Consider the following 22,768-nt stretch of genomic DNA (forward strand, 5'->3'; position numbering starts at 1 on the left):
GCGGGATGAATTTCGCGACGAGGTCTTTGCGGGCGGTCGAGCCTGCCACTGCGCTGCTGTTTGGAGGGCTCGTCGCCGCCAACATCGCCGCTTGGGCCTGGGCGTTCGCGCTGTTCGGCGATCGGCCGACGATCATGGCCACCGCGCTGCTCGCCTGGGTGTTCGGCCTGCGCCACGCTGTCGATGCCGACCACATCGCGGCCATCGACAATGTCGTGCGCAAGCTGATGCAGGCGGGCGATACGCCGCGATCGGTCGGCCTCTATTTCGCGCTCGGCCATTCAACCGTCGTTGTGGTCGCGACCATGCTACTCGCGCTGGGCGTCGTCAGCCTCGGCGGCGATAGTTTGCTCAAGGACGTTGGCGGCCTGATCGGCACCTCGGTGTCGGCGCTGTTCCTGCTCGTGATCGCGGCCATCAACCTCGGCATCTTCGCCGGCCTGTGGCGGACCTTTCGCACGGCGCGTGAGCATGGCGTTCATGATGCGCGCCAGCTCGATGCATTACTCGCGAGCCGTGGCTTCCTCGCGCGCCTGCTCGGCCCGATGTTCCGCCTGGTGACAAGGCCCTGGCACATGTTCCCGCTCGGCCTCCTGTTCGGCCTCGGCTTCGATACCGCGACCGAAATCGGCCTGCTCAGCATCTCCGCCACCGAAGCGGCACGCGGCGCCTCGCTCGTCGACATCCTGGTCTTCCCCGCGCTGTTTGCCGCGGGCATGGCGCTGGTCGACACCGCCGACTCCGCGCTGATGGTCAGTGCCTATCGCTGGGCCTTCGTCGACCCCATGCGCAAGCTCTGGTACAACCTCACGATCACAGGCGCCTCCGTCGCGGTCGCGCTGTTCATCGGCGGCATCGAGGCGCTTGGCCTGATCTCGGATCGGCTCGGACTGAACGGCGGCGTGTGGGCGCTGGTCGATGGTCTCAACGAGTCGCTTGCCAATGTCGGCTTCGCGGTGATCGCGCTGTTCGTGATCGCATGGCTGGTCTCGAGCGTGCTCTACCGCCGCATGTTCGCATCGGCCTGACGGCGTCAGGCCGACGCTGCGTTGGCGATCGGCTCCGCCGGCTGATCGTCGCCATGGGGATCGCCCGGTGCGGTCGCCCAGGCCAATTCCACCAATGTCACGAACCTGCGGCCGCCGCCGTCGAGCTGGACCACGATCAGGCCCTGCTCCTCCATGTAGCCGAGCAAACGCTGCGCCCGGCGCAGCGAGTGCGAACCGTAGGCGCGCGCGATCGCGGCGTCGCCGGGGCAGGGCCAGCCTTCCTTCGCCGCGCGCGCGATCATCATGAACACGCCCTGCATGTCGTCGGGCAGGATCGAGGCGCGCAAGCTCACCTCCTGCCAGGCGTCGTCCTCGGCGATCTCTGTGCCGAGACCCGCGCGCGCATGCGTCAGCATGCGGCGGAATTCGCCGAGATCAGGTACGGACGCGCCGAGGCCTTCGATGCGGCAGCGGACCACGAATTCCTGATAGAGCACGCCGATGGCGCGGAAGCCGGCATCGGGCGCGGCCAATACGGCTCGCAAGGTGCGATCTACGCGCTCGCGGCGCTCGGCAAGCTCTTCCGCGCTGACCGGCTCCTCGACGACTTCGGCGCTGATCACAGGTGCTGCGGCCTTGGCCGCGCGGAGCTGTTCGAGCAGATCCGGCGCCGGCCGGCGCTGGGGGCGGCTGGCATCCGGCGGTGGCGCCGCCAGGATCACGGCGCGCGCATCCTCCAGCGCCGCTTCCGGCATCGGCATCAGCCGCGGAGTCGAGTTGCGTGGGCTGGTGTCGGTCGGGCCGATGTTCAGGCGCAGCGGACGGCGCGACAGCGCAGGTCCGAGCGCCATGAACTGTCCGCGCTCGAGATCGCGGAAGGCTTCGGCCTGCCGCCGCTCCATGCCGAGCAAATCGGCGGCGCGCGCCATGTCGATGTCGAGGAAGGTGCGGCCCATCAGGAAGTTCGAGGCTTCGGCCGCGACGTTCTTGGCGAGCTTTGCCAGCCGCTGCGTTGCGATGATGCCGGCAAGGCCGCGCTTGCGGCCGCGGCACATCAGATTGGTCATGGCGCCGAGCGAGAGCTTGCGCGCTTCGTCCGACACTTCGCCGGCGACCGCGGGTGCAAACAGCTGCGCCTCGTCGACGACCACCAGCATCGGGTACCAATGGTCGCGCTCGACGTCGAACAGGCCGCCGAGGAAGGCGGCTGCGCGCCGCATCTGGTTTTCGGCGTCCAGCCCTTCGAGATTGAGCACGGTGGAGACCCGATGCAGCCGTGCGCGTTCGCCCGCGACCTGCAGGCCGCGCTCGGTATGATCCTCGGCTTCGATCACGAGATGGCCGAAGCGTTCGGCCAGCGTGACGAAATCGCCTTCGGGGTCGATGATGGCCTGCTGCACCCAGGGCGCACTCTGTTCCAGCAGGCGCCGCAGCAGATGCGACTTGCCGGAGCCGGAATTGCCCTGCACCAGGAGACGGGTCGCCAGCAATTCCTCGAGGTCCATGGCCGCCGCGGCGCCGGCCGTGGTCAGCCCCATCTCGATCGCAACCGTCATGTCCCGACTCAAGTCCCCGTCATTCGCGGACAGGGGCTTATCAATCGGATCGGGATGCGTCGAGCGAAACACGCGGGAACACGCCGCGTTGCCCACGGCGGAATTTTTGCCGCGATTTGAAAGCCGTAGAAGTGCGGGCTGTCCAGTCAGCCCGCGGCCACGATCATGGGATTCGGTAAAACAGCAGTCGCGCCAGAGGAACGCGACTGCGGGCTTCGTCCGTGGGGCGGAATATTCTCTAGCGCCTTGTATGCATTATCCCAGTTGCCATACTCAGCCGGTTTGCCTTAGATGCTGCAACGCACCCGTGCGGATGACAGCCGGGGCTCAAAAATCACACAAGAGATCGAGGGGACGAACATGGCGCGCAACGTACTGATTCTGGGAGCTTCCTACGGCTCCTTGCTGGGCACCAAGCTCTTGATGGCCGGGCACAACGTGACCCTGGTCTGCCGGGCCAAGACCGCGGAGCTGATCAACCGCCACGGCACCGAGGTGCGCATCAAGCTGCGCGACGAGGCGACGCACCGCGCGATCTTCTCCCGCGACCTGCCCGGCAAGCTGGATGCAGTGACGCCGCAGAATGTCGACGTCTCGCGCTATGACCTCGTCGGCCTTGCGATGCAGGAGCCGCAATACACCAACCACACGGTTCGCATGCTCATGGTCAAGATCGCCGCGGCCAAGCTGCCGTGTCTGTCGATCATGAACATGCCGCCGCTGCCTTATCTCAAGCGCATCCCAGCGCTCGCCGAGATGGATCTCGAGGAGGCCTACACCAATGCGCAAGTGTGGGAGCGTTTCGAGCCTGGTCTGGTGACGCTGTGCTCGCCCGATCCGCAAGCCTTCCGTCCGCCGGAGGAAGCGGCGAACGTGCTCCATGTCGGCCTGCCCACCAACTTCAAGGCCTCGGTTTTCGCCGACGAAAAGCACAACAAGGTGCTGCGCGAGCTCGAGGCCGACATCGACGCGGTGACGATCGACGGCAAGGACGTGCCGGTGAAGCTGAAAGTATTCGAGTCCCTGTTCGTGCCGCTGGCGAAATGGTCGATGCTGCTCACCGGCAATTACCGCTGCATCACGCCGCACGAGCCGCGGTCGATCCGCGACGCCGTGCATGGCGACCTCGCGCGCTCGCAGACGATCTACGACCATGTCGATGCCATCGCCCGCCGCCTCGGTGCCGACCCCGAAGACCAGGTGCCGTTTGCGAAATACGCCAAGGCCGCGGAAAGCCTGCTCAAGCCGTCGTCGGCGGCGCGCGCGGTGGCCAGCGGCGCGCCCTTCATCGAGCGCGTCGATCTCTTGGTGAAGCTGATCTCGCATCAGCTCGGCGCACCCAATGCCGAGATCGACCGCACGGTCGAGACCGTTGACCAGAAGCTGAACGAAAAGATCGTCCAGGGCGGTTCGGGCGCACAGTAACGGCGCGCCTCGATCATCGCCGATACGAGCGCCCGACGGGCAAAACACCCGCAGGCGCTGTCAAGTCGCATCCACAAAAATATTCCACTTTACCGAAATTCGGAATTGGCGTATGTGTCGACCATCCCGGCTCGACCTTGAGGGGCGATCGTACGTCGTCATGATCGCGAGCCGGGCTTGCGGTGGACGCGGCAGCGTCGGCGCGAGATGGTGCGGGCAGGGCGGGTAGTCCCTGTGAGTCCGTAACCGCGCGCAGACGAACGGCGCTGTCAGGTTCGTCTCGCCTGCGGGTTCTCAGGTATGTCGACAAGGCCTGGGAAAACTGCGGTGAACAAGCGAGCCGTGCGTACGGCAAAACCGTGTGGTCCTGGCCGTCGTCGCTACGGTCAAGCTGTCGCGGAGGTGTGGAGCGTCCAACCGGATCAACCACATCGTCAATCCGCGAAGCGAGGGAGGCCAGAAGGAATTCGGCTCCCGGGAGAGCACGGCATAAGTCGTCAAACCACTGCGCAGGGAAGGCCGAGTGATTGGCACCACCTGTATGCTGCTGTGCGGTTTTCCTGCGCTACATTTTCGCGCAGCGGACCGCGGGTGCAAGGTCAGCACCCGGTCTTCCCTGCGCCCTCTCGGACAAGAGGGACACGAGATCAAGCAAAGCTCGGGCGTATGAAGCCGCGAGGACGCAAACGTGCGTCTGCAGAATCCCACTGCGGAAAGACTCTGGATTGCTTCGTTGGATAGAGCGGACGTCCTTCGTGCAACGTGATCTCGCCGCTGAAGCCCCGCGTGCCGCCTCACCCCTGGCTTGCCACGCGCGCGCGATCGAGATTCTCCTCGATCTTGGGGCGGTCGCGGGTGCGTTCGAAGCTGGTGCACAGCAGCTCCGTCTCCTCGAGCGAGATGGGGGCGCGGTACAGCCGGCACATGAATTCGACGGTGGCGCGACCCTTGCCCGTGCTGGGGCTGCGCTCGGCGAGGAACATGCAATCGCGGCAAATGCTGGCATCGAGCCGCTGGTGGGCTGCATCCAGATGATTGAGGATCTCGCGGAGCGAGTCGCGCAGCCTGATACATTCCTCGGTGCCGAGCGAGTCGACCGCATTCAACACGTGATTGATCGGATCGTGCTGGTTCAGACATTTCTCGCCCTGCGCCGTGACGTGTAGAACGACAGAGCGCTTGTCCTCTTGCGACGGTTTTCGCACCAGGAAGGACTTGGCCTCGAGCGTCTTCACGATCTGCGATGCAGTTGCCCTGGTTGCGCCGATGAAGCCCGCGAGCGCCGACGGCGTGCGCGAGAAGCGATTGGCGCGGCCGAGAAAGCGCAGCGCCATCCACTCCCGATCACGCAACCCGTGTTGATTACCTTCGAAATACCAGGCTCTGGCCGCCTGAACCAGCAGCTCGACTGCTTCGCGTGCCAACGGCATAAATTCCTACCTTGCTCCGGGAATCGCGTGTGCGGCGCCCCGGAGCCGCATTCCACCATGGCGCACGAATCTCTCGCGAGAAGCCGGATGCTCAGCCATGTCCGATGCGTGCCGCAGAGTCGTCGAATGCAAGCCCGAATTGCCGTCGCTTGCGGACGATGGATCGGAATTGCTCAACCGAAGCCCCTGAGTTCAAGTCGCACGCAGACGTTTCTTTTGTTCCGTCGAAACGATGAATGAGCTTCTCCACAAAATCAAGTAGAGACACGACTGTAGAGCCGATGTCGTTGCAGACCAATGTAATTCTCAAGACAATCTCGTGCTTCAAGGCACACGAAAGTGAACGCAATACACGGTGAAACAAGGCAGCTGCGCGTAGTTCTACGCGCGGTTGATTGCACGGATATCGCTGTCCGTCGTTGATGCAATTGACCGAAGCTTGGGCAGGTCAATCGATGTGCATCACGAAATTCATCCACAACTTCCGCGATCTGCCTCGCATATCGCCGGGAGACAGGTCGGGGGAACTCGTTACAAATACACGTGTCGGTTGTTGTGATGTCGTGCCGGGGTATCATCGACGCGACGTGATCCAGGGCCGCGTCGATCGCCTCATCCGGACCGTCGAGATTTGCGTGGACAACACGGGTCGCGCGCACGCGCGTACGCAGGTCGTGCAGCGCAACGTCACATCTGCGTCAAATACGGGATTGGAAATCGCAGGCCAGGCGCGTCTCGCCCCGCTGGCTGCCTTCAGGAGCTGCTCTCAGGATAGCTGGCTTGAGGCTAGCTAGCTTGGGACTAGTCGCCCTTGAGCATGTCTCGCAACTCGCGGAACGGATCGGCACTCGGCGGACCCAAGGCGTCTTGTCGCATCGCGTTGTAGATTCGCGGCACCATGTCGACCGCCTGGTCGAGTGCCGAATCACGCCCCGACTGGTATCCGCCCATCAGGCGAAGGTCGCGAGTGTCCTCGTATTTGGCGATCAAGGTGCGCAATTTGCTCACCAATTCCCGCTCTTCAGGATCCCAGACGTTGTGGGCGAGGCGGGAGACCGAGGCCAGCACGTCCACGGCGGGATAGCGCGCCTGATCGGCGATGTGCCTGGAGAGCACGATGTGCCCATCAAGCGTGCTGCGGATGGTATCGGCGATCGGCTCGTTGTGATCGTCGCCGTCGACCAGCACGGAGTAGATGCCGGTGATGGTGCCGGATCCCTCCTCGCCGGGCCCGGCGCGCTCCAGCAGGCGCGGCAGATCGGTGAAGACCGTCGGGGCATAGCCGCGCGCCACCGCGGGCTCGCCGGCCGCAAGCGCGACCTCACGGGCGGCATGGGCAAAGCGCGTGATCGAATCGACCACGAGAAGCACCGATTCGCCGCGGTCGCGAAAATATTCGGCGACCGCCATGGCCGTCTTCGGCGCCAGCCGCCGCATCATCGGGCTTTCATCGCCCGTCGTCACGATGGTGACGGCGCGGTTGCGGTCGTTGCCGAGCACGTCCTCGATGAATTCGCGCACTTCCCGGCCGCGCTCGCCGACGAGCGCCAGGACGACGGTATCAAAACCCTGGCTGCGGGCGAGCATGGCGAGCAGCGTCGATTTGCCGACGCCGGAGCCGGCAAAGATGCCGACGCGTTGGCCGGCGCAGATCGGCGCAAACAGGTCGATGACACGCACGCCCGTGCGCAGCGGCTTGTGGACGCGCGCCCGCTTCATCGCCGGTGGCGCCTCCGCCTCGGCCGAGACGGCGCGCGATCCCGGCGTGAGCGGTCCCAATCCATCCAGCGGCGCTCCGAGGGCGTTGATGACGCGGCCCTTCCAGCTTGGATCAGGTGCGAACGACAGGGGCGGCATGCGGTAGGCGACCGAGCCGAGCCCGCCGGCGAATTGCCGGTCGAATGGCTTGGCCACGATGCCTTCGCTGTCGATGCGCACCACCTCGCCGATCTGCGTCCTGGCCCCGGTATTGACGCCGATCAGCTCGCCGAGCTTGACCGAACGCGACAGGCCGGAGACACGAAAATGCGTCGGCGCGATCTCGGAGATCGCGCCGCTGATGCTTGCCAATGGCGTGCTCTGCTGCAGATCGAGCAGCGCCCACTCAAGTTGCCGAAGAGCGTTCAAGGAAACCGTCCACCCCAATTACACGCGACGCGCGGTCTACTTGCTGGGATCGCCCAGCGTCTGGATTGCGTTCCGGAGCGTGCTGTCCGTGCCATCAATCAGCGAGTTGGTGCTGTCGAAGGCGCGCGAGGCCGACATCAGCTTCGTCAATTCCATCATCGGATTGGCGCTGGAGCCCTCGACATAGCCCTGCTTGAAGCCGTCCCGGCTGAAATCGGCGATCGCGGCCGCGGGCCGGTCGGGCGTGACGCCGGAATTGCCGTAACGGTCGAGATTGGCGTCGGGGGGGATATTGAAGAGGCCGATGGTGCCGATCTCGTTGTTGTCCTGGGTGATCGCGCCGCTGCGCGAGATCGAGACCGGACCGCCGTTCGGGTCGAGCGTGAGCTGCGCGCCGCCGGAATCAATGACCGGGAAGCCCGACACCGTCTGGAGGTCGCCGTTGGCGGCGATCTGGAGGCGGCCGTCTCTGGTATAGACCGTGCCGTTGGGGCCGGCGAAGGCGATCCAGCCCTGTCCGACCACGGCGACGTCGAGCGGATTGCCTGTTTCGGTGATGTTGCCGGCCTCGCGCGAGATGATGTTGTCGCCGGGCGAGGAGAAAGCGACCGGGTTGGCGCCGGCCTTGGACAGCACCGTCTCGAATTTCACGACGTCGGTGCGGAAGCCCGACGTGTTGACGTTGGCGACGTTGTTGGCGATCGTCTGGAGGCGCTTCTCGAGCGCCACCTGTGCCGACAATCCCACATAGAGAGCCGATTGCATGGCTTACCTGTTGAACTTGATGTTCTGAAGCGTCGTGAGCATGTTGGTATCCAGGCTGGCCGACGAATTCGATGCTCCGGTGATCAGAACCAGCGCGGGATTGGTCGAGGTGTCGCTCTGGGCCTGGTTCGCATCCCACATCGCCGCGAAGCGCTGCACGAATTTGGTGACCTTGGTCGGGTCGTGGAAATCGGTGAGGTTGATCTTGTCGGTGATCATCTTGGCCTGCATGTCGATGTCGGACGAGCTGATCATCGACGACCAGCCCTCGGCGGTCTGGACCACCTGGGTCAGGGCCTTGTCGGCGAGGATCTGGTAGGGGCTCGTGATCGAGGAGGCCTTGCGCGTGAAATAGAGCGCGAGCCGCAGACCCTCGTTCTGGTCGCCGGCATTCTGCTCCAATGTCTGGGTGGCATACTGGCTGGTCACGTTGGTCGTGGCCGCAGCGGCCTGGGTTGCGTTGGCGCCGAGCGCTGCGAAATTGAAGGCGGCGGCAAACTCGCGGTAGCGGCTGTCGCTCAGCTTGTTGGCGAAAGTGTCCGAAGTCGCGATGCCCTCAGTCAGCACCTTCCGCATGAACGCCTTGGCGTAGATCATGTCGTCGAGGCCAAAGGCCTTCATCGCATACGAGTAGAGCTTATAGTTGTTCAGGAAATCGTCGATGCTCTTCACCTTGCCGATATTGGCCAGGTAGTAGGCGGTGTCGCGGCTGACGTCCGGCTGCTGCTCGACCTGAGTCAGCGATCTGCTCATGTCGGTGGTCAGCCTCGTGTAGTCCGCGATGGTGGATAGCATGGCACGCGCCCCTCTAGCCGCAATTGCGACATGGTCTCAAGCTGCCCCGAATTGCTTGCGCGGGGCTGGCCAAGCCTCGGGCGATCCCGAAGCCAGCTTCGCGCAAGCGTCGCCGACTAGGTATTCCCGATGGGATCGGCGATGGAGTGGCGGGTTGCTCAGTTTCGTGGGGATTTTCATCACGGTAGCGGCGCTGCTCGGCGGCTTTGCCGCGATGGGCGGGCATCTGGCCGTGCTCATGCAGCCGTGGGAATTCGTGATCATCATCGGCACCGCGGTCGGCACCTTCATCGTGGCCAATCCATGGAAAACGGTCGTGGACACCGGGGTTGCCTGCATGCAGGCCATCACCGGCGCGGTGCCCGGTGAGCGCTATTATCTCGACCTGCTCGGGGCGCTTCATGCCCTGATGCGCGAACTGCGCGGCAAGGGCCGCAACGAGGTCGAGGCGCATATCGATGATCCCTCGTCCTCGGAGATCTTCAAGGCGTTTCCGAGCGTGCTCGGGGATCCGGCGCTGCTCCAGTTCATCTGCGACTATGTTCGCCTCATCATCATGGGCAATGCGCGCACCCACGAGATCGAGGCGCTGATGGACGAAGAGATCCATACCATCGTGAAGAGCAAGCTGACGCCCTATCACGCGCTGGTGACGGTGTCCGAGGCGCTGCCGGCGCTCGGTATCGTCGCCGCGGTGCTTGGTGTCATCAAGGCCATGGGTGCGCTCGATCAGTCGCCGAAGCTGCTCGGTGGCTTCATCGGCGCGGCGCTGGTGGGCACTTTCGCCGGCATCTTCCTGTCCTATGGCATCATTTCGCCCTTCGCGCTGAAGATCAAGATGACGCGCGAGAAGAAGTGCCGGCCCTACATCATCGTCAAGCAGACGCTGCTGGCGTTCATGAACGGCGCCATGCCGCAGATTGCCGTCGAGCATGGCCGCAAGATGATCGCGAGCGGCGAGCGACCCTCGATCGACGTGGTCGAGAACGAGACCATCGCGGGTCCCAAGGCCGTGTCCGACGCTGAACCCAAGGCTGCACGCGCATGACGATGGAAGACGTCGAGGTCGATCAGCGCAAGCAGTTGCCGAACTACCTGCTGGACGCGGCCGGCATCTCGATCGAACGCATGCCGATGCTCAATGTGATCTTCGATCGCATGGCGGCGTCGTGCACGGACAGCCTGCAGCCTTTGGCCGGTACGCCCTGCTATTTTTCGGTCAACGGCATCAGCAACGACCCGCTTGGCGACATCATCAAGGACTACGAGGGCAACGCGGTTGCCGCCGTGCTCTATGCCGAGCAGTGGGATTCGCGCGTCATCATCATGCTGGATCGCGACTTCGTGTTCACGATGGTCGAGGCGATGTTCGGCTCCGACGGCGCCGAGCCGCCGCTCGATGTCGAGCGCACCTTCTCGAACATCGAGATCCGGCTGGTCCAGGCGCTGTTCGAGCGGTTCGCCAAGGCGCTGCAAACCGCCTTCGCCGGCACGTCCAACGTCACCTTCCGGGTCGAGCGGGTCGAGACGGCGATGGCGTCGCTGGCGATCGGGCGCGCCAGCAACATGTCAATCTGTGCGAACATGATGGTGCAGGCGCTTTATCGCGGCGGCCAGATGTTCCTGATCATTCCGCATTCCGCGCTCAATCCGCTCAGGCAGAAACTCGCTCACGTGGTCGTCAGCGAAGGCGGTGCGGCCGACCCGCGCTGGCGCGAGCAGTTGGAGAGCGAGGTTCATCGCACCGAGGTGACCCTGAGCGCGGTGCTCGACGAGAAGATGATCACGCTCGAGGACGTCGTGAAATTCAAGGTGGGACAGGTCCTCGAGCTCGAAGCCACCCCGCGCACGCTTGCGCGTCTCGAAAGCAACAACCAGGTGCTGTTCTGGTGCCAGATCGGCCAGCTCGATGGCTACTACGCCATGCAGGTGGCAGATCCCGTCGATCAGAAGCGGGAGTTCGTTGATGATATCCTATCTCGTTGATGCGGTGCTGCTGATTGCACTCGCCTTCACCAGCATGCGGGTGACCCGGATGCACCGCGAGCTGGCGAAACTGCGCAGCTACCAGGGCGAGTTCTCGACCATTGTCCACGAGACCGCGGGTGCCTTCGATACGGTGATTACCGCGGCGCACGACTCCACGGCAAATCTGGGCCGGCTCGCCAACGTGCTGGGCACGAAGATCGACCAGGCCCACGAGGCGATCGCGGCACTCGATGCGCGGAACGGACTACACGGCGCTGTGGCCGTGAGCGGCCCCGAGGCCAACAAGCATTAAGGCCGCAAGCGGCCGAAGAGACGGATCGGAACGTCGCGACGCTCCGGGAGCGGAAATACCAAGAGGCGATACCAGATGGCGCAATCCTTCGACTACGATTCTGCAACCGCATCCGATGATGCCGAGACGTCTCCGCTGGAGCGCCTGGCGGAGATCGCCGCGCGCACCGCCGAGGAGACCGGCAAGTTCGCCAATGTCGATGCCATCCTGCGTATTCCGGTCACCATGCAGGTGGTGCTGGGATCGGCGACGATCCCGGTGGCGAACTTGATGAAGCTCGGCCGCGGCGCCGTCGTGCCGCTGGATCACCGCGTCGGCGAGCCCGTCGACGTCGTGGTCAACGGCCGCGTCGTCGCCCGCGGCGAAGTGGTCGTGGTGGAAGAGGACAATTCACGCTTCGGTGTTTCGCTCACCGAGATCGTCGGACCGCTGGGGCAGAGTGATTCCTGACAATGGCGGCACAGGTCGGCATCGCTCCCATCAAGCAGCGAGGCGTTGCCACGCTGGGCGGGACGGAAAAGGTCGCGGCGCTCCTGCTGGCCATGGGCCGGCAGGCGGCTGCGAGCGTGCTCGCGCAATTCGAGCCCCAGGACATTCGCATCGTCACCAAGGCCGCGGCCGAGCTGCGGCCGATCACGGCCCAGGAACTTGAAGCGATCGTCGAGGAGTTTGCCCAGCAATTCTCGATGGGCGCCAACATTCTCGGCACGATCGGCGGTCTCGAAGCCGTGCTCGGTGACGTGCTTCCCGCCGACCAGGTCTCGGCGATCATGTCGGATCTGCTGGGCAATTCGAGCCGATCAGTGTGGGACCGGGTCTCGTCGGTATCGGAAAATTCGCTGGCGACCTACCTCTCCAAGGAGCACCCGCAAACCGCGGCGCTGATTCTGTCCAAGGTCAAGCCGTCCTGTGCCGCCAAGGTGATGAGTCAGTTGCCGTCGAGCCTGCGCAATGAGCTGATGCGTCGCGTTCTCAGCCTCAAGCCGATCGTCGACGACGCAATGAAGGTGCTCGAGAAGACGCTGCACGAAGATCTCACGCTCAATTTCGCCCGCAACCTTGGCGCCGATACCTACGCCCGCGTCGCCGACATCATCAACAAGATGGAGCGCGGTCATATCGAGGACATGCTGAAGAGCCTGTCGGAGAAGCGGCCGAAGTCGGCCGAGGTGCTGAAGGAGCTGCTGTTCACCTTCGACGACGTCGTCAACCTGGCGCCGAAGGCGCGCACCATGATCTTCGACCAGGTTCCGACCGATCGCATCGTCGTCGCGCTGAAGGGTACCGACAAGCACTTCCGCGAGTTGATCCTGTCGGCGGTCGCTTCGCGCGTCCGCCGCGTCGTCGAGCACGAGCTTGCCATCGGCGAGCCGTCGAACCAGCGTGACGTACTGGAGGCGCGTCGCGTGATTACCGACCTCGCCCTCGACCTCGCTGAAAAGGGTGAAATCGAGCTCAACCCCGACCAGGAGGATGAGCCGGTCTTCCGCTGACCGCTCAACCGGCATGGCAGAATCATCGGACCAGGAGAGCAAGACAGAAGAGCCGACCGAGAAGAAAGTCCGCGATGCGCTCGAACAGGGCAACATCCCGGTCTCTCGGGAGGCATCCATGTTCGCGTCCATGGCGGCGCTGATGGTGATCCAGGCATTCCTGATCGGCCAAGGCGTGCAGCAACTGACGCCCACCTTGAAGGGCTTTCTCGACGATCCCGACGGCTACCCGCTTAGCAACGCGGCGGACGCGCTGAACCTTCTCACCGTGGTCGGTCTCGAGGCGCTGAGATTCCTGATGCCTCTGGTCGTGATCCTGTCGGTGTTCGGGCTCGCATCCTCGCTGCTGCAAAATGCGCCGCAGTTGGTGCTGCAGCGTATCCTGCCCGACGTCTCCAGAATCTCACCCGCCAGCGGTTGGAACCGGATCTTCGGAACGCAGGGGCTCGTGGAGTTCGCCAAGTCGATGTTCAAGCTCGCCTCGGTAACCGCGGTCGTGTGCTTCGTGCTGCGCTCCTCGGAGGCGAGGGCGTTCGAGGCGATGTACACCGATCCCGTCGCGTTGCCGGAGATGATCCTCACCATCGCAATGCGGATCGTTTCGGCGATCTGCATCGCGACGATCGTGCTGGTCGCAATCGACCTCGCCTGGGCGCGCTTCCACTGGCGGCGCGAGCTGCGCATGACCAAGCAGGAGATCAAGGACGAGCACAAGCAGGCCGAAGGCGATCCGCTGATCAAGGCGCGCCTGCGCTCGCTGGCGCGCGACCGCTCGCGCCAGCGCATGATCGCTGCCGTACCGCGCGCGACGCTGGTGATCGCGAACCCGACGCATTTCGCGATCGCGCTGCGCTACAGCCGCGACGAGAACCCGGCGCCCCTCGTCGTGGCCAAGGGTATGGACGTGATCGCGCTCAAAATTCGCGAAGTCGCCGAGAAGAGCAGAATCCCCGTCATCGAGAACAAGGCGCTCGCGCGCGCGCTCTACGAGGCAGTGCAGGTCGATCAGGTGATCCCGGCCGAGTTTTTCCGTCCCGTAGCCGAAATCATCTACTTCCTGCAGTCCAAGCAAGCGCCGCGGCCCGAGAAAGTTCAGTAGGTTTCCGAGGATGGTGCTTCGCGCAAAAGCTTGACGAAAGCTTAACGCCCTAGGGTTCTTCCGGAATGGACCAGAATGGGGCTGTCGTGGGACCGCTTTATCTCTTCGAACTCGCATCGTCGCAGGCTCGCTGGCTCGAGCTTCGTCAATCGACAATCGCCACCAACGTCGCCAACGCGAACACGCCGGGCTTCAAGGCGCGCGACGTGGAACCGTTCAACAAGGTGCTCGACGCCATGCCGGTCAGGCTCGCGACCACGTCGCCCGAGCACATGCAGTTGTCTCCGGCGGAGACCGATACGCGGGCGACCGCGAAGAAGGACAGCTGGGATGTCGTCCACTCCGGCAACTCGGTCAGCCTCGAGCAGGAGATGATCAAGGGCAGCGACGTCAACCGCGACTATTCGATGAATTCGGCGATCGTGCGCTCGTTCAATCGCATGGTTCTGACCAGCGCGAAGACCTGAGGTGAACTGACATGCTGGATGCTCTCACGGCTTCGTTGACGGTTGCAAGCTCGGGACTCGAAGCCCAATCGACCCGCATGCGCGTCGTCTCGGAAAACCTCGCCAACGCGACGTCGACCGGGCGCACCGCCGGTGCCGATCCCTATCAGCGCAAGACCATCACCTTCGATGCCGCGCTGGACCGGGCCTCGGGCACGCAGCTGGCGAAGGTCAAGGAGATCGGGGTCGACACCACGCCATATCGCGTCGAGTACGATCCGGGACATCCCGCCGCCGACAAGGCCGGCTACGTCAAGATGCCAAACGTCAACATGATGATCGAGATGGCGGACATGCGGGAAGTGAACCGTTCCTATGAAGCCAATCTCCAGGTCGTGAAACAAGTCAGGTCGATGCTCGGCATGACCATCGATCTCTTGAGGAGCTGACAATGCTAGAGGCGATTTCATCGACCGCGATCAACGCAGCTCAGGCGGCCTCTCGTACCACCGAGACGCAGGCCGTTGCGCCCCCGGCGACATCGGCAATCCAGTCCGCCGACGATGTCGGTTTCGATTCCGTGATGAAGCAGGTGACCACGGACGCGATTGGAACGCTGAAGGCCGGCGAAGCGGCGTCGATCTCGGCGATGCAGGGCAAGGAATCGACGCGAAAGGTCGTCGAGGCGCTGATGTCGGCTGAGCAGGCCCTGCAGACGGCGGTCGCGGTTCGCGACAAGGTCGTGCAGGCCTACCAGGAAGTTGCGCGGATGACGATCTGATCTGAAGGAGTAACGTCGTGAAATCGCTCGCCATTGCGGCCACGGGCATGAATGCCCAGCAGACCAATATCGAAGTCATCGCGAACAATATCGCCAACATCAACACGACCTCGTTCAAGCGTGCGCGTGCGGAATTCACCGATCTGTTCTACCAGATGGACCGCATGCAGGGCGTAGCCAACGTCAACGGCGCCTCGCCGATCCCGGAAGGCGCCAATCTCGGCCTCGGCGTCAAGTCGGCGGCGATCCGCAAGCTGCACATCCAGGGCGCGCTTACGCAGACCGGCAATCCATACGACCTTGCGATCAACGGCCGCGGCTGGTTCCAGGTGCTTGGTCCGAACAACGAAGTGCAATACACCCGTGCGGGCTCGTTCAACACCAATGCCACCGGCCAGCTGGTGACGATGGACGGCTACCTGCTGGATCCCAACATCACGGTGCCGCAGGGCACGGTGCAGGTTACCGTCAACCAGACCGGGCAGGTGTTCGCCAAGCTGGATACGGAGGTCAATCCGCGGCAGATCGGCCAGCTCAACCTTGCCAATTTCGCCAACGAAGCGGGCCTCGAACCGCTGGGCAGCAATCTTTATCGTGAGACCACGGCGTCAGGCGCGCCGGTCGTTGGCCTGCCCGGCGATGCCGGCTACGGCAAGATCAATCAGCAATATCTCGAAGCCTCGAACGTCGATCCCGTCAAGGAAATCACCGAGTTGATCTCGGCGCAGCGTGCGTACGAGATGAATGCCAAGGTCATCCAGGCGTCGGATGACATGGCCCAGACGGTATCGAAGGGTCTCAGTCGCTAGTTCCGGTGTCTCCATGTTGAACAGGGTGGGCCTGATCGTGCGCGGGTTGGCCGCCGCACTGCTGGTTCTCGTCTCCGCGCGGTACGCCGCCGCAGACGAGAAGCGGCTTCCCGTGCCGGCGGTATCGATCCGCGCCGGCGAGCTGATCAGGGATGACATGATCACCGAGCGCATCTTCGACCCGAACGCGCTGGGTGTTGCCGTGTTCATCGAAGGGCGTCAGGTCCTTGTCGGCCGCATGGCGCGGCGGGCGCTGCTGCCGGGGCAGCCGATCCCGACCAATTCGGTGGAGGATCCCTTCACCATCGCCCGTGGCGCCATGGTGAAGGTCGTGGTCGAAGACTCCGGCCTCTCGATCGTGACCTACGGAGCGGCCATGCAGTCCGGCGCACCGGGCTCGCTCATTACCGTGCGAAACACCGATACAGGCGTGATCATCAGGGCCATTGTCCAGCCGGACGGTACCGTCAAGGTCGCGGACGGGTCATGACCAGATTCCTGATCGCGCTTCTCCTCGTTGTTTCCGCTGCCAGCGCTCAAGCCGCCGTCCGCATCAAGGACATCGCTGACATCAAGGGGCTGCGCGAAAACCAGATCGTGGGCTACGGCCTCGTCATCGGCCTCAACGGCACTGGCGACACTCTGCGCAACGCGCCGTTCACGGAGCAGTCGCTGCAGTCGATGCTCGAGAATATGGGCATCAACGTCCGGAACGAGACCAGCAGCACGAACAACCAGTCGCGGCCGACGACACTGCGCACACGCAACGTCGCCGCCGTGATGGTGACGGCAGACCTGATGCCGTCGATCGGACCAGGCGAGCGGATGGATGTGACCGTGTCTTCGCTTGGAGACGCGACGTCGCTGCTCGGTGGCACGCTGGTGATGACGTCGCTGCGCGCGGCCGACGGTGCCGTCTACGCGGTGGCGCAGGGCGCGGTCACCGTCGCCGGCTACAGCGTCGGCGGCCAGGCCCAGAACGTCAGCCAGGGTACGCCGACCGCAGGGCGCATTCCGAACGGCGCGCTGGTCGAGCGCGAGGTGCAGGGAAGCCTCCACGAGATGGAGTTCCTGGTGCTGGAGCTGAAGAACCCCGACTTCGTCACCGCGACGCGGATCCTCGACGCCGTCAATCGTTATGCGGGCGGCCGCTATCGCGCCCAGATCGCCTTCGAGCGCGACTACCGGACGATCGTGCTGTCCAAGCCGCGCTATGTGGGCCCTGTCCGCTTCCTTGCCGAGATCGGCGAGCTCACGGTCGAGCCCGACACGCCAGCCCGCGTGGTGATCAACGAACGCACCGGCACGGTGGTGATCGGACGCGACGTGCGAATCTCGACCGTCGCCGTCACGCACGGCAATTTGACGGTGCGTGTCACCGAGCTGCCCGTGGTGTCGCAACCGGCGCCGTTCTCGCAGGGACAGACGGTCGTCGTGCCGCAGACCGTGGTCGAGGCCAACGAGGCGGGTTCGCAGGTGGCGATCCTGAGCGGCGTCGACCTCCAGCGTCTCGTGCGCGGGCTGAACCAGATCGGACTGAAGCCGTCCGGCATCATCGCGATCCTCCAGGCGATCAAGACCGCCGGCGCGCTGCAGGCCGAAGTCATCGTGCAATGATGCACAAGCGTGGTGCAAGCTTGGTCGCTCAATGCTCTGGTCTCGACCGGGAATCGCACGCAAGCCGATGCTGAAGCTGGATCACAAAGCGCAACTCCTTCTCATGACCGCGATGTTCACACTCGCGAGCGCGTCGCCGGTGCTGGCGCTGGACGAGCCGAAGCCGTCGAAGCCGCTTAATCTGCTGTCATTTGCGCGCGCTCGCGCGGCTGGGCCGCAGAAGCCGCACGCAGCGGCGACGCCGGTTCCGAGCGATAATCCACGCGCAACGGCCTGGGCGGCGGAGGATTCCGGTCCCGCAATCACCGGTGCCGTGCCGGAGACGCCTCCGCCGGCTCCCGCACCCGCGCCGCCACGACCGGCGAAGCCCGGCAGCGTCACGGCGCCGCCGAAGCCGGCGCCGGCTCAAGCCGCCGCAGCTGCCGACAACGAGGTTGCGCTGTTCTGTGGCAACGTCGCCGATCCCGCCGTCGACGCCAGGCTCGCCTGGCAGCTCAAGGAGCTGGAGAAGGCCGAGAGCCTGCTGCGCGAGCGAATCGCCGAAGTCGAGGCCAAGCGCGCGGAATACGAGAAGTGGATGGCACTGCGCGACGACTTCCTGAAGAAGGCCGAGGCAAGCGTCGTCGAGATCTATTCGCGCATGAAGCCGGATGCGGCCGCCACCCAGATCGCCGGCATGGCGGACGAGACGGCTGCCGCCGTGCTCGCAAAGCTCAGCCCGAGGAGCTCGAGCGCGATTTTCAACGAGATGGAGACCGGGCGCGCAGCACATCTCGCCGATGTGCTCGGTGGAATGCGTCGCGTGGATGACGGAAAGACCAAGTAAATGAAGACGCCGTTCCTCATCCTGTCGCTGTTGCTTCTGGCCGGATGCTCGCATGATCCGGCAGAAATCCTGACCGGCCCGAAGCTGTCACCCGTGGGCAGCGGCCTGAGGACGCCGGCCGAACCGATTCCGGTGACACCCCGCATGCGCACGCCCGTCAGCTATCGCTCGACCTGGGACGATGGCACGGATCTCTACCGCGATCCCCGCGCCCGGCGCATCGGCGACGTCGTGACGGTGATCATTTCGATGCAGGACAAGGCCAAGCTCGACAACAAGACCGGTCGCTCGCGCGATTCGCAGGTCCAGTTCGGGCTGAACTGGCTGATGGACGTTGCAGGCTGGCAGGACAAGGGCCAGGCCAATGCCAACCTCAACACCAATACGCAGATCAAGGGCAACGGCCAGATCGACCGTTCCGAGGACATCAAGCTTTCCATCGCCGCGGTCGTCACTGACGTGCTGCCGAATGGAAACATGATGATCAGCGGCTCGCAGGAGTTCGGCATCAACACGGAGATGCGCGTGCTCAACGTCGGCGGCATCGTGCGTCCACGCGATATTTCGCGAACCAACACGATCTCCTACGAGAAGATCGCGGAGGCGCGCGTCTCCTATGGTGGTCGCGGAAATCTGTCGGACGTGCAGCAGCCGGGATGGGGACATCGGATCTATGATGCCGTGGCACCGTTCTGAGGTTCGCGCGTCGTGGGAGCAGGGGGCGTCATGCGCCTGATCGCCGCCATCGTCGTGCTGACCCTGGTCGCGATCGGCGCGGGCGCGCTGGCGGGCCTGCATCTGTTCGCTGCCGCCGAGCGCGTCGCCGACGCCAAGAAGGGCGCAACTCCACCGCCGATCGCGTCGAGCTACACCGGCAGCGCGCGGCTGAGGAAACTGTCGCCGATCGTGACCAATCTCGCAGCACCCGCCAACAATTGGGCCCGGGTCGAAGCCTCCATGGTGACCGACAGCATGAGCGATGAGGATGCCGGTATCCTGGCCGCCCATATCAGCGAAGATATCGTCACGTACCTGCGGACCGCCTCGGTCACGCAGTTCGAAGGTACGCGCGGGCTGCAGCATCTGCGCGATGACCTGTCCGAACGCGCCAGCATTCGTTCGTCCGGAAAGGTGCGCGAATTGATCATTGAAACGTTGGTGATTCAGTGAAACTGAGAGTCCTGCTGCTCGCGTTGGTCCTGGTCGTGCTGCCCGAAGTGGCGTTCGCCCAGATCCCGGACCTCAATTCGCTGCTGCCGCCGGGCAATGGCTCGACCAGCGGCCGCATCATCCAGCTCATGGCGCTGCTGACGGTGCTGTCCGTCGCACCGGGGCTGCTCATCATGGTCACGAGCTTCACCCGCTTCGCCGTCGCGCTGTCGTTCCTGCGCGCCGGTCTCGGCCTTCAGACGACGCCGCCGAACCTCGTGCTGATCAGCCTCGCGCTGTTCATGACCTTCTACGTCATGGCGCCGACCTTCGACCGCGCCTGGGAAACCGGCGTTCAGCCGCTGATGAAGAACGAGATCTCGGAGGAAGATGCCTATCTGAAGATCAGCGATCCGTTTCGCGAGTTCATGCTGGCGCATGTGCGCGACAAGGATCTGCAGACATTCGAGTCGCTCGCCGCGGAAAGCTTCCGCAAGAAGTTCGACGACAAGCGCATCGACATGCGCGTCATCATCCCGGCCTTCATGATCTCCGAGCTCCGGCGCTCGTTCGAAATCGGCTTCCTCATCATCCTGCCGTTCCTCGTCATCGACATGATCGTGGCGACGCTGACCATGTCGATGGGCATGATGATGATGCCGCCATCGATCCTCGCACTGCCGTTCAAGGTGCTGTTCTTCGTGCTGATCGACGGCTGGAATCTGCTCGCCTCCGGATTGGTGCGGTCGTTCTCCTGAGGGCGATCATCGCCCTAACGGTTGGTTAAGGTTAGTGAATAGTAATATTAACCATATGATTTTGCTACATAATTCAAGGCCGCATTAATTCGGAAGCAAGATTCGACGTGCTAGCAATGCGGCACGGCGGGTTGGACCCCACCCACATCAGTCCAAAGGCATGATGCCGCCCCTCCGTACCGGTGAAAGCCCGGTATGTCCCCTCGTGAAAATGTAACGCGTACATAAAGGGACATTCGCAATGTCAAGCCTGCTTACGAACTCGACCGCCATGACCGCGCTTCAGACCCTGCGGTCTGTCAGCTCGCAACTCGCCACCACGCAGACCCGCATCTCCACCGGCCAGCGCGTCTCGACGGCGTCGGACAACGCCGCTTATTGGTCGATCGCCACCTCGATGCGCGCCGACAACGCCGCGCTCTCCGCCGTCTCCGACTCGCTCGGTCTGTCGGCTGCGACCGTCGACACCGAATACACCGCTCTGACCTCGGTTGTCGGTGACAGCAACGGCGGCCTGACCAAGCTGCAGTCGCTGCTGGTCGAAGCCAAGACGGCCGGTATCGACCGCACCAAGATCCAGGCGGACGTCACCCAGATCCAGCAGCAGATGCAGGCGACCGCGTCTGCGGCGACCTTCAACGGCGTCAACTGGCTCAGCACCACGACGGCCACCCCGACGACGGTCGACCTGGTGTCGTCTTACTCCCGCGTCGGCAGCACGCCGACCACCGGTGCCATCACCCTGACCGTTGCCAACTACTCGCTCTATACTTCGTCCACCAGCGGCATCCTGGACAAGGTGAGCGGCGGTGCGTCGGTCAACACGATCGACATCAGCACGCTGACCGACTCGGCGGCCGATCAGACCACGCTCAATGGTTACATCGCGCAGGTGACTTCCGCGATCAACTCGGTGGCATCCGCCGCCGCCAACCTCGGCGCCGTCAAGAACCGTATCTCGACCAACACGGACTTCGTGAAGTCGCTGATGGACTCGGTGTCGCGCGGTGTCGGCCAGCTTGTCGACGCCGACATGAACCAGGAATCGACCCGCTTGTCGGCACTCCAGGTTCAGCAGCAACTCGGCGTTCAGGCGCTCTCGATCGCCAACAGCAGCAGCCAGAGCATCCTGTCGCTGTTCCGCTAAGTCTGAAAACCATCTGACAAGGGGGCCGCGCTTCTCGCAAAGCGCGGCCCTTTCGTTTGACGTGACGTCCCGCGCGCGCCGCAAATTCGACTGCCCTGTTGCGCTGGGGACACATGGCCACAAGCCCCGCACAAGCTTCGCACGCTAGGGTCGCCGTACGACAGGTTGGGCCCTAACCCGCTCTTCCGCAGCCCAAAGGCATGACGCCGCCCTGTTGTACCGGTGCAAGTCCGGTATGTCCCCAAAACAACTCGATCTTCAAAGGGACATCAAAATGGGTTCTAGCCTTCTCACCAACTCCGCCGCTATGACCGCGCTGCAGACGCTGCGCAACGTCAGCTCCAACCTGCAAACGACTGAAAACCGGATCTCGACCGGTCAGCGCGTGGCCACCGCTTCGGACAACGCTGCCTACTGGTCGATCGCAACCTCGATGCGCGCCGACAACGCCGCGCTCTCCGCCGTCTCCGACTCGCTCGGTCTGTCGGCCGCGACCGTCGACACCGAATATACCGCACTGACCTCGGTTGTCGGCGACAACACCGGCGGCCTGACCAAGCTGCAGTCGCTGCTGGTCGAAGCCAAGACCGCCGGCATCGACCGTACCAAGATCCAGGCCGACATCACCCAGATCCAGCAACAGATGAAGGGCACCGCCGGTGCGGCAACCTTCAACGGCGTGAACTGGCTGAGCACGACGACGGCGACGCCCGCGACCTTCGACCTCGTGTCGTCGTTCTCCCGCGTCGGTGGCACGCCGACCATCGGCTCCATCACCCTGACGATCTCCAACTATTCGCTCTATACCTCGTCCACCAGCGGCATCCTGGACACCGTGAGCGGCGGCGCATCGGTCGACACGATCAACATCAGCACGCTGACCGACTCGGCGGCCGACCAGACCACGCTCAGCGGCTACATCTCGCAGGTTACCGCTGCGATCAACTCGGTGGCTTCGGCTGCCGCCGGCCTCGGCGCCGTCAAGAACCGCATCGCGACCAACACGGACTTCGTCAAGACCTTGATGGACTCGGTCAATCGCGGTGTCGGTCAGCTCGTCGACGCCGACATGAACGCGGAATCCACCCGCCTTCAGGCGCTGCAGACGCAGCAGCAACTCGGCGTCCAGGCGCTCTCGATCGCCAACCAGAACAGCCAGAGCATCCTGTCGCTGTTCCGCTAAGTCTGAAGACTATCCGAGAGGGGTCGCGCTGTTCGCAAGCGCGGCCCTTTTCATTTTTGTCCGGCGTCGTTCACGCGCAGCAATGCCAATAT

25 protein-coding genes are annotated in these 22,768 nt (G+C 63.8%); 20 read left to right on the forward strand and 5 right to left on the reverse strand.

Translation table 11 applies throughout. The annotated features are described in order from the left end of the window. Positions 1–5: 5 nt before the first annotated feature. Positions 6–1,028 (forward strand): HoxN/HupN/NixA family nickel/cobalt transporter, encoded by a 1,023-nt coding sequence (locus M2427_RS02035; RefSeq protein ID WP_280704410.1) that lies wholly within the window; start codon positions 6–8, stop codon positions 1,026–1,028. 5 nt (positions 1,029–1,033) lie between these two features. On the opposite strand, the gene M2427_RS02040 is transcribed toward M2427_RS02035, so the two are convergent. Continuing rightward, positions 1,034–2,545, reverse strand: coding sequence for an ATP-binding protein (locus M2427_RS02040; RefSeq protein WP_280704411.1), 1,512 nt, complete (start codon positions 2,543–2,545; stop codon positions 1,034–1,036). A 360-nt stretch (positions 2,546–2,905) separates the two neighbouring features. Between M2427_RS02040 and M2427_RS02045 the strand changes: the two genes are divergently transcribed. Then, the gene (locus M2427_RS02045) at positions 2,906–3,970 is read left to right on the forward strand and encodes a 2-dehydropantoate 2-reductase N-terminal domain-containing protein (RefSeq protein ID WP_280704413.1); all 1,065 of its coding nucleotides are present in this window, start codon (positions 2,906–2,908) and stop codon (positions 3,968–3,970) included. A gap of 794 nt (positions 3,971–4,764) precedes the next feature. On the opposite strand, the gene M2427_RS02050 is transcribed toward M2427_RS02045, so the two are convergent. The 4 genes from M2427_RS02050 to M2427_RS02065 form a co-directional block, all read right to left on the reverse strand. Beyond that, positions 4,765–5,400, reverse strand: a complete 636-nt coding sequence (locus tag M2427_RS02050; protein ID WP_280704414.1) for a MarR family transcriptional regulator — start codon at positions 5,398–5,400, stop codon at positions 4,765–4,767. 801 nt (positions 5,401–6,201) lie between these two features. Continuing rightward, positions 6,202–7,527 carry a flagellar protein export ATPase FliI gene (gene fliI / locus M2427_RS02055; protein WP_280704415.1) on the reverse strand — a complete coding sequence of 442 codons (1,326 nt, stop codon included), beginning with the start codon at positions 7,525–7,527 and terminating at the stop codon, positions 6,202–6,204. Positions 7,528–7,563: 36 nt separating this feature from the next. Beyond that, entirely contained in the window at positions 7,564–8,292 is a 729-nt protein-coding gene (gene flgF, locus M2427_RS02060) for a flagellar basal-body rod protein FlgF (RefSeq protein ID WP_280704416.1), read from the reverse strand. 3 nt (positions 8,293–8,295) lie between these two features. Then, complete coding sequence (locus M2427_RS02065) at positions 8,296–9,087, reverse strand: DUF1217 domain-containing protein (RefSeq protein WP_280704417.1); 792 nt, start codon at positions 9,085–9,087, stop codon at positions 8,296–8,298. Between the two features lie 154 nt (positions 9,088–9,241). On the opposite strand from M2427_RS02065, the gene motA reads away from it, so the two are divergent. The 18 genes from motA (at position 9,242) to M2427_RS02155 (ending at position 22,676) form a co-directional block, all read left to right on the forward strand. Beyond that, positions 9,242–10,135, forward strand: coding sequence for a flagellar motor stator protein MotA (gene motA / locus M2427_RS02070; protein ID WP_280704419.1), 894 nt, complete (start codon positions 9,242–9,244; stop codon positions 10,133–10,135). Continuing rightward, positions 10,132–11,073: a FliM/FliN family flagellar motor switch protein gene (locus tag M2427_RS02075; RefSeq protein WP_280704420.1), complete on the forward strand. Its 942-nt coding sequence runs from the start codon at positions 10,132–10,134 to the stop codon at positions 11,071–11,073. Before motA ends, M2427_RS02075 begins: the two co-directional genes overlap by 4 nt. Further along, on the forward strand, positions 11,054–11,368 hold the full coding sequence (locus M2427_RS02080; protein ID WP_280704421.1) for a hypothetical protein: 315 nt from the start codon (positions 11,054–11,056) through the stop codon (positions 11,366–11,368). Before M2427_RS02075 ends, M2427_RS02080 begins: the two co-directional genes overlap by 20 nt. A 75-nt stretch (positions 11,369–11,443) precedes the next feature. Further along, entirely contained in the window at positions 11,444–11,818 is a 375-nt protein-coding gene (gene fliN, locus M2427_RS02085) for a flagellar motor switch protein FliN (protein ID WP_280704422.1), read from the forward strand. A 2-nt stretch (positions 11,819–11,820) separates the two neighbouring features. Next, positions 11,821–12,861 carry a flagellar motor switch protein FliG gene (locus tag M2427_RS02090; RefSeq protein WP_280704423.1) on the forward strand — a complete coding sequence of 347 codons (1,041 nt, stop codon included), beginning with the start codon at positions 11,821–11,823 and terminating at the stop codon, positions 12,859–12,861. A gap of 13 nt (positions 12,862–12,874) precedes the next feature. Further along, a complete protein-coding gene (flhB, locus tag M2427_RS02095) occupies positions 12,875–13,960 on the forward strand; it encodes a flagellar biosynthesis protein FlhB (RefSeq protein ID WP_280704424.1) in 1,086 nt (361 codons plus the stop codon). A gap of 65 nt (positions 13,961–14,025) precedes the next feature. After that, positions 14,026–14,427, forward strand: coding sequence for a flagellar basal body rod protein FlgB (flgB, locus tag M2427_RS02100; RefSeq protein WP_280704426.1), 402 nt, complete (start codon positions 14,026–14,028; stop codon positions 14,425–14,427). 11 nt (positions 14,428–14,438) lie between these two features. Then, the gene (gene flgC, locus M2427_RS02105; RefSeq protein WP_280704427.1) at positions 14,439–14,855 is read left to right on the forward strand and encodes a flagellar basal body rod protein FlgC; all 417 of its coding nucleotides are present in this window, start codon (positions 14,439–14,441) and stop codon (positions 14,853–14,855) included. Between the two features lie 2 nt (positions 14,856–14,857). Further along, positions 14,858–15,187, forward strand: a complete 330-nt coding sequence (locus tag M2427_RS02110; protein ID WP_280704428.1) for a flagellar hook-basal body complex protein FliE — start codon at positions 14,858–14,860, stop codon at positions 15,185–15,187. A 17-nt stretch (positions 15,188–15,204) separates the two neighbouring features. After that, a complete protein-coding gene (flgG, locus tag M2427_RS02115; protein WP_280704429.1) occupies positions 15,205–15,996 on the forward strand; it encodes a flagellar basal-body rod protein FlgG in 792 nt (263 codons plus the stop codon). Between the two features lie 13 nt (positions 15,997–16,009). Continuing rightward, the gene (flgA, locus tag M2427_RS02120; RefSeq protein ID WP_280704431.1) at positions 16,010–16,486 is read left to right on the forward strand and encodes a flagellar basal body P-ring formation chaperone FlgA; all 477 of its coding nucleotides are present in this window, start codon (positions 16,010–16,012) and stop codon (positions 16,484–16,486) included. Beyond that, positions 16,483–17,613: a flagellar basal body P-ring protein FlgI gene (gene flgI, locus M2427_RS02125; protein WP_280704432.1), complete on the forward strand. Its 1,131-nt coding sequence runs from the start codon at positions 16,483–16,485 to the stop codon at positions 17,611–17,613. The genes flgA and flgI overlap by 4 nt, the downstream gene beginning before the upstream one ends. A 67-nt stretch (positions 17,614–17,680) precedes the next feature. Further along, entirely contained in the window at positions 17,681–18,439 is a 759-nt protein-coding gene (locus M2427_RS02130; protein ID WP_280704433.1) for a MotE family protein, read from the forward strand. Continuing rightward, a complete protein-coding gene (gene flgH / locus M2427_RS02135) occupies positions 18,440–19,135 on the forward strand; it encodes a flagellar basal body L-ring protein FlgH (protein WP_280704435.1) in 696 nt (231 codons plus the stop codon). A 30-nt stretch (positions 19,136–19,165) separates the two neighbouring features. Next, a complete protein-coding gene (locus M2427_RS02140) occupies positions 19,166–19,609 on the forward strand; it encodes a flagellar basal body-associated FliL family protein (protein WP_280704436.1) in 444 nt (147 codons plus the stop codon). Then, positions 19,606–20,346: a flagellar type III secretion system pore protein FliP gene (fliP, locus tag M2427_RS02145; protein WP_280704437.1), complete on the forward strand. Its 741-nt coding sequence runs from the start codon at positions 19,606–19,608 to the stop codon at positions 20,344–20,346. Before M2427_RS02140 ends, fliP begins: the two co-directional genes overlap by 4 nt. A gap of 241 nt (positions 20,347–20,587) precedes the next feature. Next, on the forward strand, positions 20,588–21,493 hold the full coding sequence (locus M2427_RS02150) for a flagellin (RefSeq protein ID WP_280704438.1): 906 nt from the start codon (positions 20,588–20,590) through the stop codon (positions 21,491–21,493). Between the two features lie 274 nt (positions 21,494–21,767). Continuing rightward, positions 21,768–22,676 (forward strand): flagellin, encoded by a 909-nt coding sequence (locus M2427_RS02155; RefSeq protein WP_280704439.1) that lies wholly within the window; start codon positions 21,768–21,770, stop codon positions 22,674–22,676. Positions 22,677–22,768 lie beyond the last annotated feature (92 nt).

The sequence above is a fragment of the Bradyrhizobium sp. BR13661 genome (genome assembly GCF_029892425.1).
Classification (GTDB): domain Bacteria; phylum Pseudomonadota; class Alphaproteobacteria; order Rhizobiales; family Xanthobacteraceae; genus Bradyrhizobium.

Excerpts from the sequence above, each read along its gene's own strand:
- M2427_RS02035 (WP_280704410.1), top strand. The coding sequence starts at position 6 with ATGAATTTCGCGACGAGGTCTTTGCGGGCGGTCGAGCCTGCCACTGCG.
- M2427_RS02040 (WP_280704411.1), bottom strand. The coding sequence starts at position 2,545 with ATGACGGTTGCGATCGAGATGGGGCTGACCACGGCCGGCGCCGCGGCG.
- M2427_RS02045 (WP_280704413.1), top strand. The coding sequence starts at position 2,906 with ATGGCGCGCAACGTACTGATTCTGGGAGCTTCCTACGGCTCCTTGCTG.
- M2427_RS02050 (WP_280704414.1), bottom strand. The coding sequence starts at position 5,400 with ATGCCGTTGGCACGCGAAGCAGTCGAGCTGCTGGTTCAGGCGGCCAGA.
- flgF (WP_280704416.1), bottom strand. The coding sequence starts at position 8,292 with ATGCAATCGGCTCTCTATGTGGGATTGTCGGCACAGGTGGCGCTCGAG.
- M2427_RS02065 (WP_280704417.1), bottom strand. The coding sequence starts at position 9,087 with ATGCTATCCACCATCGCGGACTACACGAGGCTGACCACCGACATGAGC.
- M2427_RS02075 (WP_280704420.1), top strand. The coding sequence starts at position 10,132 with ATGACGATGGAAGACGTCGAGGTCGATCAGCGCAAGCAGTTGCCGAAC.
- M2427_RS02080 (WP_280704421.1), top strand. The coding sequence starts at position 11,054 with ATGATATCCTATCTCGTTGATGCGGTGCTGCTGATTGCACTCGCCTTC.
- fliN (WP_280704422.1), top strand. The coding sequence starts at position 11,444 with ATGGCGCAATCCTTCGACTACGATTCTGCAACCGCATCCGATGATGCC.
- M2427_RS02090 (WP_280704423.1), top strand. The coding sequence starts at position 11,821 with ATGGCGGCACAGGTCGGCATCGCTCCCATCAAGCAGCGAGGCGTTGCC.
- flhB (WP_280704424.1), top strand. The coding sequence starts at position 12,875 with ATGGCAGAATCATCGGACCAGGAGAGCAAGACAGAAGAGCCGACCGAG.
- flgB (WP_280704426.1), top strand. The coding sequence starts at position 14,026 with ATGGACCAGAATGGGGCTGTCGTGGGACCGCTTTATCTCTTCGAACTC.
- flgC (WP_280704427.1), top strand. The coding sequence starts at position 14,439 with ATGCTGGATGCTCTCACGGCTTCGTTGACGGTTGCAAGCTCGGGACTC.
- M2427_RS02110 (WP_280704428.1), top strand. The coding sequence starts at position 14,858 with ATGCTAGAGGCGATTTCATCGACCGCGATCAACGCAGCTCAGGCGGCC.
- flgA (WP_280704431.1), top strand. The coding sequence starts at position 16,010 with ATGTTGAACAGGGTGGGCCTGATCGTGCGCGGGTTGGCCGCCGCACTG.
- flgI (WP_280704432.1), top strand. The coding sequence starts at position 16,483 with ATGACCAGATTCCTGATCGCGCTTCTCCTCGTTGTTTCCGCTGCCAGC.
- M2427_RS02130 (WP_280704433.1), top strand. The coding sequence starts at position 17,681 with ATGCTGAAGCTGGATCACAAAGCGCAACTCCTTCTCATGACCGCGATG.
- flgH (WP_280704435.1), top strand. The coding sequence starts at position 18,440 with ATGAAGACGCCGTTCCTCATCCTGTCGCTGTTGCTTCTGGCCGGATGC.
- M2427_RS02140 (WP_280704436.1), top strand. The coding sequence starts at position 19,166 with ATGCGCCTGATCGCCGCCATCGTCGTGCTGACCCTGGTCGCGATCGGC.
- M2427_RS02150 (WP_280704438.1), top strand. The coding sequence starts at position 20,588 with ATGTCAAGCCTGCTTACGAACTCGACCGCCATGACCGCGCTTCAGACC.
- M2427_RS02155 (WP_280704439.1), top strand. The coding sequence starts at position 21,768 with ATGGGTTCTAGCCTTCTCACCAACTCCGCCGCTATGACCGCGCTGCAG.